Here is a 17,169-nt window from a genome sequence, read left to right as displayed (position 1 = left end):
CAGTTTGGACAAAATGACGATTGCGTCCAATTCGCAGGACCTCACTACGAAGCGTCACCTTGGTTGCCTTGGCTAGGCGACCGTTTGCGATGCTTCGTAACTGGCCCGAAATCTCCTTCAGGTCTGCGGTGGAGTCGGTCTGCGAGATAGCAACGATGCCGTCGTAATGCACTTTCGCGCCGCCCATTATGCGTCGGCACCGCTAATTGCGGATCACGGCTTCGGACGAATTGAAGAGCGCATCACACCACGAAACCGGGCGGTTTGGGGCTGGCATGTCGATTATCGAAGCGCACAAAGGACGATTGCGGACGAGCCACTGCTCATCCGACCACAGCATCACGAGTGGAATGCCGCCTCCTATCTATGACGCGGAACCGCGTCGCTAAGACAAAACTCGTAAAACAGCTGACCTTGGTCACTCGTCGGACGGCCCATCATGGATCGACCTCGCCGAGATTCACGTCAACACAACGGAATCACGGTTCGCGGCCTGTCTCAACTGACTTTTGCAACAGAATCTGCCATCAGCGACATCAGGTCTCCCTTTCTAATAGCGGTAATCGCCTTCCGCTCCACAACCGACTGAGGTAGCCTCACCAAGGAGATAGCCGAGCGGACAGGCCGAAATCCCATTTTGAATGGCGGCTTCGGGAAACGGCGTGTACGCAGACGTTGGCTCTCAGCACTGAGATGACGCCAATGAACGAGCGTGTCCCCACAGGCGCCGAGACGTCACTGTTGAGCCTGCCGCCGACACATCGGCAGACGCGGTGGGCGGTTGCCGTCGCCGTATGTCAGGTCGCGGCGTTCGCGCTTGTTGCCCCGTTCGCAAGAACTCAGCTTGCGGAGATAAACGCATTCATTCCCGCGTTCGAGGGGGTCATATTCGTGACCGACCTGGTCACTTCGGTGCTGCTGTTCTCGCAATTCGCGATCTATCGCCTGCGCGCTCTCCTCGTCCTCGCCTGCGGCTACCTCTTCTCGGCCCTGATGATCATTCCGCACGCGCTCACGTTTCCGGGTGCATTTTCTCCGACCGGTCTGCTTGGCGCCGGCCTTCAGACCACAGCGTCGCTCTACTGGTTCTGGCACTTGCTTTTCCCCATGGCGCTTCTGGGCTACGGATTGCTGAGGGACGAAAAATCCGATCCGGGCCCGGCTGAACCGTCGTTGCTCGCCTTGGTCGTCGGAAGCGTCGCGCTCGTTCTTACGCTCGCCTGCGGACTGACCCTGCTCGCCACCGCCGGCAACAACTACCTGCCGGTGTTGTTCGCGGACAGGGTTGGCTTTACGCCGGAGGCTCGCCTGGCGGCCGCGACCACGATGCTGTTGTCCGTTAGCGCGGTCGCGGTCCTGTGGCTTCGCCGGCGCGCGCTACTTGATCAATGGCTGATAATCGTCGCTCTGGCGGTACTACTGGAAATGGCACTCGGCTCCATATTTGTCAGCGGGCGCTTCAGTCTCGGCTTTTATGCAGGCCGCCTGTTTTCGCTGCTCACCTCGACGATCGTCCTGGTCGTTCTGCTGGTGGAGACGATGCGGTTTCACGCCAACGTCGCCCGCTCCAAGGAAAGGAAGATCCGCCGCCTAGTCGATGCCAATATTCTGGGGATCTGCATTTCGAATCTGGAAGGCGCAATTATCGAAGCTAACGAAGCGTTTCTGCGCATGCTACAGTACAGTCGCGAAGATGTTGTTTTGAGGCGCTTGCACTTGACCGATCTGACGCCAGCCGAATGGCGTGAGCAAAATGAACGCTCAGTGGCGGAACTGCACTCGACCGGGGCTTTTCATCCGGTCGAGAAGGAGTACTTCCGCAAAGATGGGAGCCGCGTGCCCGTGTTAGTCGGCGGAGCGCTGTTCGAAAAAAGCGGCAACGAGGGCGTTATTTTCGCGCTCGATTTGACCGAGCTCAAGCGGGCCGAGGAAGCATTGCGCCGCGACGAAGCCTGGCTTGCACAAGCACAGAGGCTAAGCCACACCGGTACTTGGGTTCTGGACGGGACAACCAAGCGTTTTCTGTATTGGTCGGATGAGAGTTACCGCATCTGGGGGTTTGATCCGCTGCAGGGCCTTCCAAGCCGAGACGATATGTGGGGACGCATTCACCCAGACGATCGCGAGAGGCTGTGGAAAGAAGTCCAGGAGGCATTGCGCGAGCAAAGAGACTTCGTTGAGGAATTCAGAATCTTGCTGCCTGATGGAACGGTCAAATACCTGGAAGCAAACACCCACCATGAATTTTCTCCACCCGGCGTGCTACTTGAGGTCGTTTGCACAAACGTCGACGTGACGGAACGGAAGCGCGCACAAGACGAGCTTGAGCGGCTAGGTCAGCTTGAGGCAGACCTCGCCCATATAAATCGTTTGAGCATGATGGGAGAATTGGCCGCCTCGCTGTCACACGAAATTCTGCATCCGATCGCGACTGCGCGCAACAACGCCCGTGCGGGGATGCGGTTCTTGGAAATGAGTCCGCCGAATCTGACTGAGGTCAGGGAAGCGCTTGGTTGTGTTGTCAGGGATGCGGACCGAGCCAAGGACATCGTCGGACGGATTCGCAGTCAGATTAAGAGAGCTCCGCCGCGAAAAGAGCGTTTTGACCTCAATGAAGCCATCAACGAGGTGATTGTGATGGTGCGAAGCGCAATCGCCAAGGATGCCATCTCGGTCAGCACTCGCCTGATGGATGGTCTGGTTCCTGTTCAGGGTGATCGGGTTCAACTGCAGCAAGTGCTCGTGAATCTGATCCTGAACGCGGTCGAAGCGATGAGCTCAGTTGAGGAGGGCACGCGAGCGTTGACGATCAGAACCGAGCAAAACCAGCCCGGCGGCATCCTCGTCGCAGTGCACGATTCAGGGCCCGGCATTGATCCGGTAAACTTCGATCGAGTTTTCGAACCCTTTTACACCACTAAGACCAGCGGAGTCGGCATGGGGCTGTCGATTTGCCAGACCATCATCAACGGTCATGGAGGCCGGTTGTGGATGAGTGCCAATGAGCCTCGGGGGGCGGTATTTCAATTCACTCTGCCTGTGGTCCAGGAGAACTCATGAATTGTCTTCAATCGGCGTGCCGGCCTGCAGAGCTGATCGCAAGCACCGTTCGAGATCGTCGTCGTCCACTGGCTTGCTGAGGTAGCAAACGACTCCATCCCTTAGGGCCTGATCCCTGACCATTTCATCAGGGTATGCAGTCACGAGGATCGTCGGAATCGCGTGCCCTGTGTCGACCAAACGCCTGTGGAGCTCGACTCCGGTCATCCCAGGCATCTGAACGTCGGTGACCAGGCAGTCGGTTTCAGGTACGAGACGTGATGCCAGGAAATCGGCTGCTGATGGAAAAGATTCGACAGTGTAGCCGAACAACATTACGAGCTTTCGCAGAGATTCTCGAAAGGGCTGATTATCGTCGACGATAGATACGAGCGTATGCTTCAACATTGCGGCTTCCGGGAAACTTAGTGGCTCCGCCACCCGCGGCGCAATACCTCGCACCAGCATGCAACTTCGTAATGTCAGGGACATTCCCCAACAATGCAATGCCGTCGCCCCTAAGCGATGGCTTAGGCCTTGGGCTATCCGCTTGGGGGGCAGATGCTGTTCAAATCGACCGCTTGTATGTAGTATGGCAGGAGTAACGCGCTCCCTTTTGGGATACCGGCGATGGGTGAGGCAAATCCCAGTGTCTTGGTCATCGATGACGATCCCGAGTTTCGCGACTCGGTCGTGCGGCTGTTGCGGACGGTCGGCCTACATACCTGTCAATTTTCGTCTGTTCACGATTTTCTCAAAGTTGATCCGCCGGAAGGCCCCACCTGCCTGGTACTCGACGTGAGAATGCCGGGGCGAAGCGGTCTTGAGCTTCAGCGCGACCTCGCCGCTGCGAACAGGCAAGTGCCGATCATCTTCATCACAGCGCATGCCGACGTGGCGATGACCGTGCAAGCGATGAAGGGCGGCGCCATGGAGTTCCTCACGAAGCCATTCCGTGATCAGGATCTTCTTGACGCTGTCGAGGCCGGCCTCGCTCGCGATCGTGCCCGGCTGGAGAGTGACAGGGCATTGACTGCGCTCAGGGAGCGCTTCGACACGCTCAGCTCACGCGAGCGTGAGATCATGCTCCATGTCGTGGCGGGTCGCCTCAACAAACAGATTGCCAACGATATCGGCATCGCCGAGTCTACGGTGAAGGTGCATCGCACCCACCTGATGCGGAAAATGAAGGTCCGCTCGCTTCCCGAGCTCAGCCGGATGGCGGACACTCTCAACGTGAGGCTACAGCAGCCGCAGAGCTCCTGAGTCAGCCTAAGGGATATCGCCTCAAGCGCTTTCACGCGAGTGCGCTGTCCCTGCCAGCAAATTACCATCTGCTGCATTTGCTACAACGCTGCTCGTCGGGCATTACGTGCTCTTCGGCTAACGTATGCAGAAGCGTGGTTAGAGATCTCGCGCCCGCGTCGTCCCTAAGCGATGGCTTAGAAAAGGCAACTATAAGCGAACCTCACACTACCACCGCGCAATCGACCACGCCGTGCCAAACCGTCAAAACGCGTCGTACCGGTTTTGCCGGGGAATTCCCCCATGCACGGGAGGTTATAATGCTCGTATTAGGATCCAGTGCACCCTCCGAACGCATGACACAAATTCGTCGTTTCGAGCGGGGACTTCAAACTCCAGCACCAGAATTTTCCTTTGCCGCTGATCAGCAGTTCCGCTTGGTGGGAAACAGCCTGATCGAGCTGCTTGAAACTGCAAGGCGAGAGCTAGAGCGTGACCGAGAGCTCGCCAAGGCGTCACTGATTACGGCATCGCGCATCCTTCACATGGAGATCGAGCGTTGTTCTGTCGCTAACGGCTGCCCAAGAGGTGGTCTAGTGGCATGGCAGATCGCTCGCGTGCAAACTTACATTGACAGCAATTTAGGTCGTACCCTTCACATTCGGAATCTCAGTGCGGTCGCGTGTCGGAGCCCAGCGCACTTCTGTCGAAAATTCAAATTAGCGTTCGGCGAGTCGCCACATGCCTACGTGGTGAGAAAGCGTCTGGAGAGAGCCTGCCACCTGATGCTGACCAGTGCGGCATCACTGAGTGAAATAGCCTTGAGCGTAGGTCTTTCGGATCAAGCACATCTATGCAGGCTCTTCAGAAGGGCTTTTGGTCTAAGTCCAGCCCGCTGGCGACGCGAACGCGGAATCCCTGTCCAGATGGAGCAATCAGCGGCCTGTTTGTTGGGGTAGAGCGGAACCGACAAGCCTCGTGTCTCGGCGGCGATGGGAGCCACCGAGCGGGTCACCTGGATCATTCCGCGAACCGTCTCAGACCGAAGTCTTCGAGGGTCCCGGGGGCTTGGAGGCATTTGCTTAAGGCACAAGGGCGCGTTCTCGAAACAAGACGGCAAGAAATTTCCCGACGCGACAAAAGCCTTCAAGACGATAGCCAGTTTGAATGTGACATTGGCCCATGCGAAAATTGATTGCGCGCAGTTCTGGTGGTTGGCAGTTGCGCTGATTGTCGTCGTCGTGTGAGCCTTGAGGCGGCGTACCATGGAGGCAGGGATGCGGAGCGAACAGGTGTACTGGGTGTTCACCGTTACCGTCGATCAGATGGACAAGTTCACGCCGCTGATACCAAAGCTTGTGGCCGCGACAGAGAAGGAGCCGGGCGCGCTGCAGTTTGAGTTCAACATCGGGCACGACCAGAAGACGGTTGACATCTTTGAACGCTACACGGATTCGAAGGCGGCTCTATTCCACCAAACGGAAAGCTTCGGGCCATTCTCGAAGGAGTTCTTCGCTGTGGCCAAGCTCACTCGCTGGGTGATCTATGGCACGCCCTCGGACGAGTTCAAGAAGGCAAACGAGGACTCCCACCCGATTTATATGACAGCATTCGATGGCTTTGTCAGGTGACGGGATTTGGTTCCGGACTTAAGGTCGCGAGCCTGGCAGCGGACATTGTTGAACAGCTGCCAGATGCCGCGCTCGACGCGGCAATGCTCTCTGAACAATCGTAAATGCCCGAATCGCGGTGTGCTGAGGGATCATGGGCGATAAATCCGGCAAGCAGGCTATCGAATACGGCATCGTACCAATCGACGTGATCGCGTCGATGTCGGGGCTCGATTTTGTCCGCGCGATCTTCGCGAGACGATTGCCGGAGCCGCCGATCATGCAGACGGTCGAACCGTTCGACTGCACGGTCGAACCCGGCGCCGTCGTGATTCACAGCGTGCCGGGCCTGCGCCATTACAACCCAATCGGCTCGGTGCACGGCGGCTATACCGCGATCCTCTTGGATTCTGCGATGGGGCTCGCGGTGCAGAGCACGCTCCCCGCAGGCACCGGCTACACCACGCTGGAATTCAAAATCTCATTCGTGCGCGGTATGAGCGAGACGAGCGGCGTGATCCGCACCGAGGGTCGCGTGCTCAACGCCGGCCGTCGCGTCGCTACCGCCGAGGCGCGCATCACCGATGCGAGGCGTCGGCTGCTTGCGCATGCGACGACGACGTGCCTTGTGCTCGAATTTCCGAAGGGGAACGCGAAAGGCTGACGTTGAATTGGTGGATACCTTTGGGCTAGGCTTTCGCTGCAGGTCAAGAGAGGGCTCCCCTGTGCCTCCCGAGCGGATCGAACGCAAGCTCGCCGCCATCCTGGCCGCCGATGTGGCAGGCTATAGCCGACTCATGGGAGCTGACGAGGAAGGCACTCTCGCACGCCTGAAGGCCTGCCGTCGCGAGTTGATGGACCCGGAGATTGCGGAGCACCGTGGGCGCGTCGTCAAGACCACCGGAGACGGCATCCTCATCGAGTTTCCGAGCGTGGTGGACGCCGTGCGCTGCGCGATGGACGTTCAGCGCGGCATGGCCGAGCGCAACGCGGATGTTACAGATGAGCAGCGGATCGAGTTTCGCGTCGGGATCAACCTTGGCGATATTATGATCGACGCCGAGGACATTCATGGCGACGGAGTGAATATCGCGGCGCGGTTAGAAAGTATAGCGGAGCCCGGCGGCATCTGCATCTCGGACTCGTCCTATCAGCAAGTGCGCGACAAGTTCACCATCCACTTCGAGGATATGGGCGTGCAGCAGCTCAAGAACATCGCGCGTCCGGTGCGCGTCTATCGCGTACCGATTGGCCGGAGCGCGCGAAGGGAAAGGCCGGCGCTCGCCCTGCCGGACAAGCCTTCGATCGCGGTACTGCCATTTCAGAATATGAGTGGTGATCCCGAGCAGGAATATTTCGCCGACGGCATGGTTGAGGATATTATCACCGAATTGAGCCGCATTCGCTGGCTGTTTGTGATCGCCCGCAACTCGACCTTCACCTACAAGGGCCACGCAGTTGCTGTGAAGCAGGTGGCGCGCGAACTGGGTGTGCGCTATGTGCTCGAAGGATCGGTGCGCAAGGGCGGCAGTCGGGTGCGCGTCACCGCGCAAATGATCGATGCGACCTCCGGCGCCCATATTTGGGCCGAGCGATACGACCGCGACCTGAGCGATATCTTTGCCGTGCAGGACGAGATCACGGCGAGTGTTGCGGGAGTTATCGAGCCGGCGCTGGCCGAGGCCGAGCAGCAGCGAGTATTACGCAAGCCGCCGGAGCGGCTCGATGCTTGGGAAGCCTACCAACGAGGACTTTGGCACTTCAACAAATACGGACCGGAGGAAAACCGGACCGCACAGACCTTTTTTCGCCAAGCTATCGCGCTCGATCCAAATTTCGCTCCCGGCCATTACGGATACGCGCTGGCTCTCCAGTGGGATATCTGGCACTTCTCGAGTCGCCCCTTCTTGGAGGTTCAAGGAACCGCGCGTAAAGAAGCGCAAATCGCGGTATCGCTCGACGAAAGGGATGCGATGGCGCATGCCGTGCTGGCACACATGATGATGTGGGGCGGCGAATGGGAGGCGGCGATCGCCGAAGCGCGCACCGCGGTTGCCCTCAATCCAAACAGTGCCTTTGTCATCAGCATGCTTGGTTGTGTACTCGGGTTCGGCGGCTATCGAGAGGAAGCACTCGAGAGGTTGCAGCAGGCAATGCGTGCCAGCCCACACGATCCCCTGATTTGGCTTTGGTCGATCTGGCGCGCCCTCTTGCAGTTTTTTTCACGCGATTTCGTCGCTGCGCTGCAGACATTGCGCCAAGTTGTCCGCCTGCGTCCGAGCTATGCTCCCCCTTACGAATACGTCGCTGCGTCGCTCGCTCATCTCGGGCAATTGGGTGAGGCGCGCGAAGCACTGGAACGTGTTCCCCCGCAATCGGCGGAGCAGCGTCAGCGTTGGCAGCAAAGGCCGCCCTGGATGCGGCCCGAGGATTATGCGCTACGGGCCGAAGGTGTCCACCTCGCAACCGGAGAGCGATAAGCCGTGAACTTGAGTTGTTCCGAGGCGCGGAAGTATCACTGCGCTAGGCGCTGAAGATAGCCCACAGCCTCCACCCAGGTTCGAGGATCGTGAATGTCAGTTTTGACGGCGGCGCAAGTAAGCGACGCTTCCGGTCTTTCCTGCCGGCTCAACCGGTCGACGTGTCTCAAAATGACCACAAGCGACCTTCGCTGAATGACGGCTGTTGGCGCGAAGCGGCCAGTCGGGAAAAGCCGCTAAATCGATGCGAGTTGGAGCCGTTGGAGGATCCCTTGGAGCAAGGCCGCTGCTCACCGTTCTACCCGAGAACGCCGCAACGATATCGCAACGAATTGGGTGAAACGACCGTGAACAAAACGAGACTGAAACGCCTGTCGAAGTAAGAAAAATCAACACCTTAGAAGATGTTCACTGCGTTCGGGACGCAGGAGGCGGGCTCGATCAGATCGCAACTTGAACTTCGAATGTCGGTATCGGTGGTTGCGCTTCCCCCGCAACCACTTTCGTCATAACTCACTCACCGTCCCGGTCTACCGGTGGCGCGCGCTTCGCCTCCGTGGGGCTCAGGAGACCGCATAACTGGACCGAAACACGCAGTTCGGCTCCCTAGCGTGGCGAGATAGGAAAGGCGGCAGCAAATGAAAAACCGACAGGTATGGCTAAGTTCACGCCCCAACGGAATTCCGCAGCCGACGGACTTCGCGCTGCGCGAAGCGGAAGTGCCGAGGATTTCGGACGGCGAGTTCCTCGTTCGCAACATCTTCCTGTCGGCAGATCCGGCCATGCGCGGATGGATTGCCGACAAGAGCACCTATTGGCCGAGGATCGAAGTCGGCGACACCATGCGCGCATTCGCGGTCGGAGAGGTGATTGAAACGCGAAGCCATGGCTATGCAGCCGGCGACAAGGTCATGGGCATATTCGGCTGGCAGGACTATGCCGCAGCCAAACCGCAGCAGGTCATGCGGAAGGTCCTCGAGGAAGACCTTCCGCTGTCGCTCTCGCTCGGTGTGCTCGGACTGAACGGCCTGACGGCCTATTTCGGCTTGCTGGACGTCTGCCGGCCGAAGGCAGGGGAAACCGTCGTGGTCTCGACGGCCGCCGGTGGGGTTGGCTCGGCTGTGGGCCAGATCGCGAAGATCAAGGGATGTCGCACGATCGGGTTCGCCGGTGGTGCGGAGAAAGTCCGGCAGTGCATCGAGGAGTTCGGCTACGATTCGGCCGTCGACTACAAGTCGACTGCGGATCTCGATGAAGCGCTTGCCCGGCTTTGCCCCAATGGCGTCGACGCTTTCTTCGACAATACGTCAGGTGCAATTCACGATGCCGTTGTCCGGCAGATCAATGTCGGAGCACGCATCGCGATTTGCGGTACTGCCTCTTATGCGAGCTGGGATCCCTGGAACGAGGGACCGCGGCCGGAGCGGCATCTGCTCGTCAAGCGCGCAATCATGCAGGGCTTCCTCACCACCGATTTTGCTCCACGGTATGAAGAAGCGGTCGTGGCGCTGGCTGGCTGGATTCGCTCCGGCAAGTTGCGGTATCGCGAGGACGTGCAGGACGGCATCGAGGCCGCGCCGGCATCGATTGCGATGCTCTACGCCGGGGAGAATCGCGGGAAGCTGGTCATCAAATTGTAGCGGCACCCGACTCCGCGCCCGGTTTGCTCGTGCCGGGCGGGAGCGGGCAGGTCGTCAGGCAGATGCCGTGCTTCGCTTGCGTTTGAGACCTGGGCCATCCGGCGCGTGAGTCTTGCCCGGCTTTGCCTTTGATGTTCTCGCAGCCGGCTCGCGCTCGGACGATACAGCGTCGAGGACGATTTTTGCGGTCAGTTGCAGGTGCGCGTTCATCAGTGCGACGGCGCGTTCGCAGTCCCGCGCCAAAGTGGCCTCCGCAATCTCGCGATGTTCCTTGTCGAGGTCGCGGTCCACCTTGGACAGGGGACCGGTAAACCACCGGTAACGTGCAGAGTGATTGAAAAGCACCGCGCGCAGATGAAGAAGCCAGGGGCTGCCGCATCCCGCTGCGAGGACTTCGTGAAAGGTCTCGTGAGCCCTCGCATATTCGTTGCTGTAGCGACGCGCGGCCTTGTCTGCCCATACCGGCGTATGCGTCAGACGGTGCAGGGCGGCGACGACCTGCGACTGCCACTCGAGTCCACCGTTCTCGATGGCGCCTCGAAGGCACAGCGCCTCAATGCTGCATCGAACGTCGGTGAGATCGCGAAGGGCATCAACCGACAATGGGGCGACGCGGAAGCCCCGCTGCGGTTCGCTGACGACAAACCCCTCCGATGCGAGGCGCGACAGCGCCTCACGCACGGCGCTCGAGCCAACTGCAAAGCGACGGCAGAGATCCTCGATCTTCAGCTTCTCTCCGGGCGCGAAGTTGCATGCGAGCAGTTCGGAGCGAAGCTCCGCATAGGCTCCGTGGGTGAGGCTCGTCGGTGATTCCATGGTGCTAATAGCCATAGCGGACGAAATGTCTGGAGTCACTTGCAAATATGCATACTTTCGAAATTATGCATTTTATTTTGTAATATGCATTTTGTGTGATATAGGAGATCGCACACGGAGGAAAATGCCCCATGCGCTTCATCGCTTATGAAAGAAACGGAACGCGCGGCCTCGCTGTTGCCGATCAAGCCGGCCGGCACTGGGGGCTCGATGACGGCGGAGAGGGCCGGCTCGAGCGCGCCATTGCCGGTGGAGCGGACGCACTGAAGGATCTCGCCTCGGCGCTTCTCAAGGGCGATCCGATCGATCCGGAAGCGGTGAGCTTCCTGCCGCCGTTGTCCGCACCCGGCAAGATCATCTGTGTGGGCCTGAACTACGCGGACCACACTGCCGAAAGCAGCATCAAGCAACCGGACTATCCGACGCTGTTTGGCCGGTTCGCCTCGAGCCTCATCGGGCACGGTGTGCCGATCGTACGTCCGAACGTCTCGGAAGCGCTCGACTTTGAGGGAGAGCTTGTCGCTATCATCGGGCGCGGCGGCCGCCATATCCCGCAGTCCGCAGCCCTCGACCATGTCGCCGGATATTCGATCTTCAACGATGGTACAATCCGCGACTATCAGTTCCGCACGCCGCAATGGACCATCGGCAAAAATTTCGACGGCACGGGAGCGTTCGGGCCGGCATTTGTAACGGCCGACGAACTTCCGTCAGGTGCCAGCGGCCTGAAACTCGAGACGAGATTGAACGGGACGGTGATGCAAAAGGCGTCGACCTCCGATCTGATCTTCGATGTCGCAACCCTGGTCGCGTTGATCAGCGTGGGCATCACGCTGTTTCCGGGAGACATCATCGTGACCGGTACGCCGTCCGGCGTCGGCGCGGCACGCAAGCCGCCTCTCTATATGAAGCCCGGCGACGTCTGCGAGATCGAGATCGAGGGATTGGGTGTTCTGCGCAATCCGATCGTGCTTGAAGCCGAAGACGCGGTGCGTGCGGCGGCCTGATCCTGCGGTGATCCTGTCACCCGCGGATTCGAGCGGACATCATATCGGTTGTCGTGGAGCGAGGTCTTGACCAGACTAGATTAGCGCACTGCCCTGGCTCAACGGAGTTGATCAGGCCGGGTCCTGATCGGGCGTCATTCGGTGGCGGCAGCACGACGTAGATCGTGCGCCGCTTATATTGGGAGGAAACAATGAAATCGGTTCCGGTTCTGATTGCAGGGGGCGGTCCCGTCGGGATGACGCTTGCGAACGTCCTGGCCCATTTCGGCATCCGCTCGATGCTGGTCGAGAAGAATGCGACGACGACCCGCCATCCGAAGATGGACATCACCAACAGCCGCAGCATGGAGCTTTTTCGGAAGTTCGGCCTCGCGGACGCGTTGCGACATGTCGCGGTGCCGGAAGATCATCCCTTCGATGTCTCCTGGATCACAAGTCTTGCCGGATATGAGCTGCATCGCTTTCGATACATGACCCCGAGCGAGTTTCGAAGGCAGATCCGTATCAAGAACGACGGCACCCAACCGCTCGAACCCCCGATGCGGGTCTCGCAGGTCGAGATTGAGCCGGTTCTGAAGAAAGCCATCGACGCGCGTCCGGAGGTCGACGTGCGGTTCGGCGTCGCCTTCGAAGGGTTTGAAGAGAAGGACGATCGTGTCGTCGCGGTGCTGCGGGAGCAGGGGAGTGGCACCCAGGAGCAGGTCAGCTGCCAATATCTCATCGGTTGTGACGGCGGCTCCAGCCGCGTTCGCGCAGGGCTGGGCATCCAGCTCGAGGGGCAGTCGCGCGTCGGCGAACTCTACATGATCCACTTTCGATCGACCGAGCGAGATCTGCTGCAGCGCTGGGGCGTCGCCTGGCACTACCAGTCGCCGCTTGGAACGATGATCGCCCAGAACGACGATGATATCTGGACCGTTCACGTGCCTGTGCTTCCCGGCCAGGACGCGACCAAGCTCGATCCGCGCGCGCTCGTCGAGGCCTATGCCGGCCGGCCATTCTCCTTCGATATCCTGGTCGCGAATGTGTGGACGCCGCACCTGCTGGTCGCCGAAAGCTATGGCACGGGACGCGTCTTGCTCGCAGGTGATTCCGCGCATCAGTTCATCCCGACAGGCGGCTACGGGATGAATTCAGGGGTCGGCGATGCGGTCGACCTCGGCTGGAAGCTGGCGGCGACGCTGCAGGGTTTTGGTGGGCCCGGTCTCCTCGCGTCGTATGAAATCGAGCGGCGTCCCGTGGCGGCACGAAATCGCGACGCCTCCGGCCGCCACATGCAGGTGCGAATGCACATTGCCGAGGCCTATGGAAGCCTGTTGGAAGGCGACAACAGCGACAATCCCGTGCGCCGGGCCGAAGTCGGTGCAGCGATCGCCAAGCTCGGCAACGTCGAGAACGAATGCTTCGGGATCGAGCACGGCTTTATCTATGAGGGATCGCCGATCGTCGCAGATGGCTCGGCCACTCCCTTTCCATTCGATTCCGTTGTCTACAAGCCGACGACCACGCCCGGCGCCCGCTTGCCCAGCACATATCTGAAAGACGGGACGGCGCTCTACGATCGGCTGGGCCCGCATTTCACGCTGATCGATTTCCGAAGGCGCGATCTGTCGTCCTTTGTCGACGCTGCGGCGCGACGACGGATACCGCTGTCGGTCTTGCAACTCGACGAACCCGATCTGAAGGGTGTTTACGGACAGGACTTGCTGCTCGTTCGGCCTGACCACCACATTGCGTGGCGCGGAACGGGTAGCACGCCGCCAAACGCCGACGCGATCCTCGCGACGGCTCTCGGCTGGGGGGCGGAACGGTGAAGCCGCTTCATGCCCTAGTGATCGGCGCAGGTATCGGCGGCACGGCGGCTGCCATCGCACTGCGCCGGGCCGGTCTCGACGTCTCCCTGTTCGAGCAAACGCTGGCGCAACGCGAGGTCGGCGCGGGCATTCAGATCAGCCCTAATGTCTCCCGGCTGCTGAGCCGTTATGGGCTCGGGGACGCCATGGCGCGGGCCGCCGTTCGCCCCTCTTCGGTCGTCTTTCGCCGCTGGCAGGACGGCCGAGTCCTGGGGCGCGAGGAACTGGGCGATGCCCTCGAGAACCGTTATGGGGCGCCCTACTACCATTTCCACCGGGCTGACCTCATCGCCCTTCTTGCTGACGCCTTTGGTCGCAAGGAGATCAAGCTTGGACGACGTCTGGTCGATGTCGAGCAAGACGAAACGGGCGTGACCGCCCGCTTCGAGGACGGAACGTCCGAGCGCGGCGATCTCCTCATCGGCGCCGACGGAATCCACTCCCAGGTTCGCGAGCGCCTGTTCGGCGTCGAAAAGCCGCGGTTCTCGGGGCAGATCGCGTATCGGGGGCTCGCACCTGTCGAACGGATCGCGCATCTCGGCCTTCCGCTCGATGTCACGAACTGGGTGGGGCCTGGCGGACACTTCGTCCATTACTTCGTTTCCTCGGGTCGATTCCTGAACTTCGTGGCTGTCAGCGAAGAGGCGACCTGGACCCGGGAGCAATGGTCCGACCGCGGTTCGATCTCCGATGCCGCAAGGAAGTACGAGGGGTGGCATCCGCAGATCTCGACGATCCTCAACGCCGTCGACGAGACGTTCAAATGGGCGTTGTTCGATCGCGATCCACTTCCGGAATGGACGCGGGGGCGTGTCGCGCTGCTGGGGGACGCGTGCCATCCCATGCTGCCGTACATGGCGCAGGGGGCCGCGCAGGCCATCGAGGACGGTGCCGCGCTGGCGGCATGCCTGAAGCACGCAGCCTTCGACATTCCGTCGGCGTTTCGGGGTTACGTCACATTGCGCAAGCCGCGCGCGACCGAGGTGCAGGAAAGGTCTCGCGCCAATTCTACGAGCTTCCACCTGCAGGACGGACCACAACAGCTCGAACGGGACCACCTCTTCGCCACGCGAGGTGTGCGCGGCAGTTCTGAGGCTATGAACCGACTTTATGGCTACGACGCAGAAGCCGTCGCGGCGACGCTGGAGGAAAAACGATGACCCGCGCTTTCCAAATCGCCTATGTCGATCTCGATACGCCTGCCGCGGAACAGGAGATCGCCTACTACGACCGCGTGCTCGGCGCAACGCCGGCCGAGCGAGGATCCGATGGCCGCGCCTATTTCAGCCTCGGCCTCGATCACCACAACATCACCATCAAGCCGGCGCCCGAGAAGCGTCTCACGGCGCTCGGCCTGAGGATCGAACAGGAAACGGCTGACGAGACGGTGAAGTCGCTCCGCGGTCTCGGCCTCTCTGCCGAAAAGAAAAGCGACGCGCGGCCGGGCGTTCCCGTCCTGGTGGAGGTCGTCGTTGTGGGGCACACGCTCCATCTGTTGCCGGAGATGGCGATGCCTGGCCCCGGCTTCCGCACCTCGGGCGTCGTTCCAACGCGTCTTGGGCACGTTGCGCTGATCACGCCGGAGGCCGACAAGTTCGTTGAATTCTGTTCGGCCATCGGCTTCCGCACGACCGATTGGTTTGAGGGAATTGCGACGTTTCTGACCTGCAATCACGATCACCACGTCCTCAACGTCATCGGTGCGCCGGAAACCCGGCTTCATCACCTTGCGTTTGAGCTGCGCAGCCGCGCCGCGCATCACGATGTGGCCGATTTTCTCGCGACGAAAGGCCATCCGATCCTCTGGGGTCCGACGCGGCATACCGCGGGCCACAACCTCGCGTCCTATCACTACGACCCGAGCCGTTTTCTGATCGAGCTCTATTCCGACATGGACGTGCTGGTTCCGGAGCTCAATATTTTCGAGCCGCGGCCCTGGCACGAGGCGTACCCCCAACGTCCTCGGGTGTGGACGATTGAGCAGCTGACGACATGGGGAACCCGGTTCGACTTCGACCTGAAGACGGCCTGACGATCCGAGCGATCGTCGATCCAATATCGAATCCGAGGAGAGAGGCATGTCACAGCACGCGCGCGCGCCGCGATTGGTTTATTGGGTTATCGCGCTGACGATCTTGATCGGATCGGCCGTTGCAGGGCCAAGCAGCGCGCAAGGGCAGAAGCGGTACGATGCCGGCGCAAGCGATACTGTCATCAAGATTGGCAATACCGCTCCGTACAGTGGACCGCTGTCATCGAATGGCATCATTGCCCGAACGGAAGGCGCCTATTTCAAGATGATCAACGATCAAGGCGGGGTTAACGGCCGCAAGCTCGAGTTCATCTCCTACGACGACGCCTATAGCCCTCCGAAGACCGTGGAGCAGACCCGCAAGCTGATCGAAAGCGACGAGGTTCTTCTTCTCTTCAATCAACTGGGGACGCCGACCGTCATGTCGGTTATCAAATATGTCAACGCCAAAAAGGTGCCGCAGCTGTTCATAGCAGCCGGAGGGACCATCTTCGGTGATCACAAGGCATATCCCTGGTCGATGGGCTTCCAGCCAAGCTACCAGAGCGAAACAAGCATCTACGGCAGGTACCTGCGTGAAAACTATCATGGTGGGAAGATTGCGGTTCTCTCGTCCAATGACGACTTCGGACGGGACAATATCAAGGGCTTGAAGGACGGGCTCGGCGATGCGGTCGGCAACATTGTCGCCGAAGTCACGTATGAGACGAGCGCGCCGACGATTGATTCCGAACTTGTGAAGCTGAAATTCTCGGGCGCAAGCATCTTCGTCAATTTCGCCTCGGCGAAATTTGCGGCGCAGGCCATTAAGAAGGCAGCAGAGATCGGCTGGAAGCCAGTGCATATCCTGCATGGAAACTCGCAATCGATCAGCGCCGTCCTGAAGCCCGCCGGCCTCGAAAACGCAAGGGACATCATCACAGCGAGTTACAGCAAGGATCCTGCCGATGCGGCCTGGAAAGATGACCCCGGTTTGACGAGATTCTCCGATTTCATGTCCAAATACATTCCGGGAGAAGACCAAAACAATTTCTATGTAGTCTATGGATATAACGCCGCCCAGGCGCTGGTCGAAGTGCTCGGGCGGTGCAAGGATGACCTTACGCGCGCCAACATCATGAGGCAGGCCGAGGCGTTGAACCGGGTTCATCTCGACATGCTGCTTCCGGACGTTACGTTGGACACATCGCCAACCGATCACTACCCAATCGAGCAGATGCAATTGCAGAAGTTCGATGGCCGGAACTGGGTGAGGTTTGGCTCTGCCATTGAAGGGACGCCGAGCGAGAAATGATGGCTCTAGTTGGCTCAAACTAGCCTAGGATGGATGGGACCGAGAGTTAAAGTTTTTGGACCAGTTCGAAATGTCGTGTGCAGCAAGAGCAGGGTAGGCCGGATCGTGTAATCGCGGTCAGAACTCTGTCTCTGGTCCCGACAAAGATTGCGC

At 59.8% G+C, this 17,169-nt stretch carries 14 protein-coding genes and 1 pseudogene; 12 read left to right on the top strand and 3 right to left on the bottom strand.

Annotated features, from left to right (window positions below; all coding sequences use genetic code 11):
* Window positions 1–106: 106 nt before the first annotated feature.
* Window positions 107–190, bottom strand: a pseudogene (locus ABID58_RS14985) (alpha/beta fold hydrolase); the annotation flags it as partial.
* A 512-nt stretch (window positions 191–702) separates the two neighbouring features.
* Here ABID58_RS14985 and ABID58_RS14980 point away from each other — a divergent pair.
* Complete coding sequence (locus ABID58_RS14980) at window positions 703–3,060, top strand: MASE4 domain-containing protein (protein ID WP_354033192.1); 2,358 nt, start codon at window positions 703–705, stop codon at window positions 3,058–3,060.
* On the opposite strand, the gene ABID58_RS14975 is transcribed toward ABID58_RS14980, so the two are convergent.
* Window positions 3,055–3,447, bottom strand: coding sequence for a response regulator transcription factor (locus tag ABID58_RS14975; protein ID WP_354033191.1), 393 nt, complete (start codon window positions 3,445–3,447; stop codon window positions 3,055–3,057). The genes ABID58_RS14980 and ABID58_RS14975 overlap by 6 nt on opposite strands.
* 222 nt (window positions 3,448–3,669) lie before the next feature.
* On the opposite strand from ABID58_RS14975, the gene ABID58_RS14970 reads away from it, so the two are divergent.
* The 6 genes from ABID58_RS14970 (at window position 3,670) to ABID58_RS14945 (ending at window position 10,014) form a co-directional block, all read left to right on the top strand.
* A complete protein-coding gene (locus ABID58_RS14970) occupies window positions 3,670–4,305 on the top strand; it encodes a response regulator transcription factor (RefSeq protein ID WP_354033190.1) in 636 nt (211 codons plus the stop codon).
* Window positions 4,306–4,604: 299 nt separating this feature from the next.
* Window positions 4,605–5,243, top strand: coding sequence for a helix-turn-helix domain-containing protein (locus tag ABID58_RS14965; RefSeq protein WP_354033189.1), 639 nt, complete (start codon window positions 4,605–4,607; stop codon window positions 5,241–5,243).
* Window positions 5,244–5,561: 318 nt separating this feature from the next.
* Window positions 5,562–5,915, top strand: a complete 354-nt coding sequence (locus ABID58_RS14960) for a putative quinol monooxygenase (protein ID WP_354033188.1) — start codon at window positions 5,562–5,564, stop codon at window positions 5,913–5,915.
* A 133-nt stretch (window positions 5,916–6,048) separates the two neighbouring features.
* Window positions 6,049–6,558 carry a PaaI family thioesterase gene (locus tag ABID58_RS14955; RefSeq protein ID WP_354033187.1) on the top strand — a complete coding sequence of 170 codons (510 nt, stop codon included), beginning with the start codon at window positions 6,049–6,051 and terminating at the stop codon, window positions 6,556–6,558.
* A 61-nt stretch (window positions 6,559–6,619) separates the two neighbouring features.
* Window positions 6,620–8,374 carry an adenylate/guanylate cyclase domain-containing protein gene (locus ABID58_RS14950; protein ID WP_354033186.1) on the top strand — a complete coding sequence of 585 codons (1,755 nt, stop codon included), beginning with the start codon at window positions 6,620–6,622 and terminating at the stop codon, window positions 8,372–8,374.
* A gap of 638 nt (window positions 8,375–9,012) precedes the next feature.
* Window positions 9,013–10,014 carry an NADP-dependent oxidoreductase gene (locus tag ABID58_RS14945; protein WP_354033185.1) on the top strand — a complete coding sequence of 334 codons (1,002 nt, stop codon included), beginning with the start codon at window positions 9,013–9,015 and terminating at the stop codon, window positions 10,012–10,014.
* Window positions 10,015–10,068: 54 nt separating this feature from the next.
* Here ABID58_RS14945 and ABID58_RS14940 read toward each other — a convergent pair whose 3' ends face one another.
* Window positions 10,069–10,830: a GntR family transcriptional regulator gene (locus tag ABID58_RS14940; protein WP_354033184.1), complete on the bottom strand. Its 762-nt coding sequence runs from the start codon at window positions 10,828–10,830 to the stop codon at window positions 10,069–10,071.
* Window positions 10,831–10,961: 131 nt separating this feature from the next.
* Between ABID58_RS14940 and ABID58_RS14935 the strand changes: the two genes are divergently transcribed.
* From ABID58_RS14935 to ABID58_RS14915, 5 genes are all read left to right on the top strand, one after another.
* On the top strand, window positions 10,962–11,837 hold the full coding sequence (locus tag ABID58_RS14935; RefSeq protein ID WP_354033183.1) for a fumarylacetoacetate hydrolase family protein: 876 nt from the start codon (window positions 10,962–10,964) through the stop codon (window positions 11,835–11,837).
* A 191-nt stretch (window positions 11,838–12,028) separates the two neighbouring features.
* On the top strand, window positions 12,029–13,651 hold the full coding sequence (locus tag ABID58_RS14930) for an FAD-dependent monooxygenase (protein ID WP_354033182.1): 1,623 nt from the start codon (window positions 12,029–12,031) through the stop codon (window positions 13,649–13,651).
* On the top strand, window positions 13,648–14,850 hold the full coding sequence (locus tag ABID58_RS14925; protein ID WP_354033181.1) for an FAD-dependent monooxygenase: 1,203 nt from the start codon (window positions 13,648–13,650) through the stop codon (window positions 14,848–14,850). Before ABID58_RS14930 ends, ABID58_RS14925 begins: the two co-directional genes overlap by 4 nt.
* Window positions 14,847–15,722, top strand: coding sequence for a VOC family protein (locus ABID58_RS14920; RefSeq protein ID WP_354033180.1), 876 nt, complete (start codon window positions 14,847–14,849; stop codon window positions 15,720–15,722). The genes ABID58_RS14925 and ABID58_RS14920 overlap by 4 nt, the downstream gene beginning before the upstream one ends.
* Window positions 15,723–15,768: 46 nt before the next feature.
* On the top strand, window positions 15,769–17,016 hold the full coding sequence (locus ABID58_RS14915; RefSeq protein ID WP_354033179.1) for an ABC transporter substrate-binding protein: 1,248 nt from the start codon (window positions 15,769–15,771) through the stop codon (window positions 17,014–17,016).
* The last annotated feature ends 153 nt before the right edge of the window (window positions 17,017–17,169 follow it).

It is taken from the genome of Bradyrhizobium sp. S3.2.6, assembly GCF_040546885.1.
Taxonomy (GTDB): Bacteria; Pseudomonadota; Alphaproteobacteria; order Rhizobiales; family Xanthobacteraceae; genus Bradyrhizobium; species Bradyrhizobium cytisi.
Note: the sequence above shows the minus strand (reverse complement) of the source record. Positions and strands in the feature narration are given on the sequence as shown.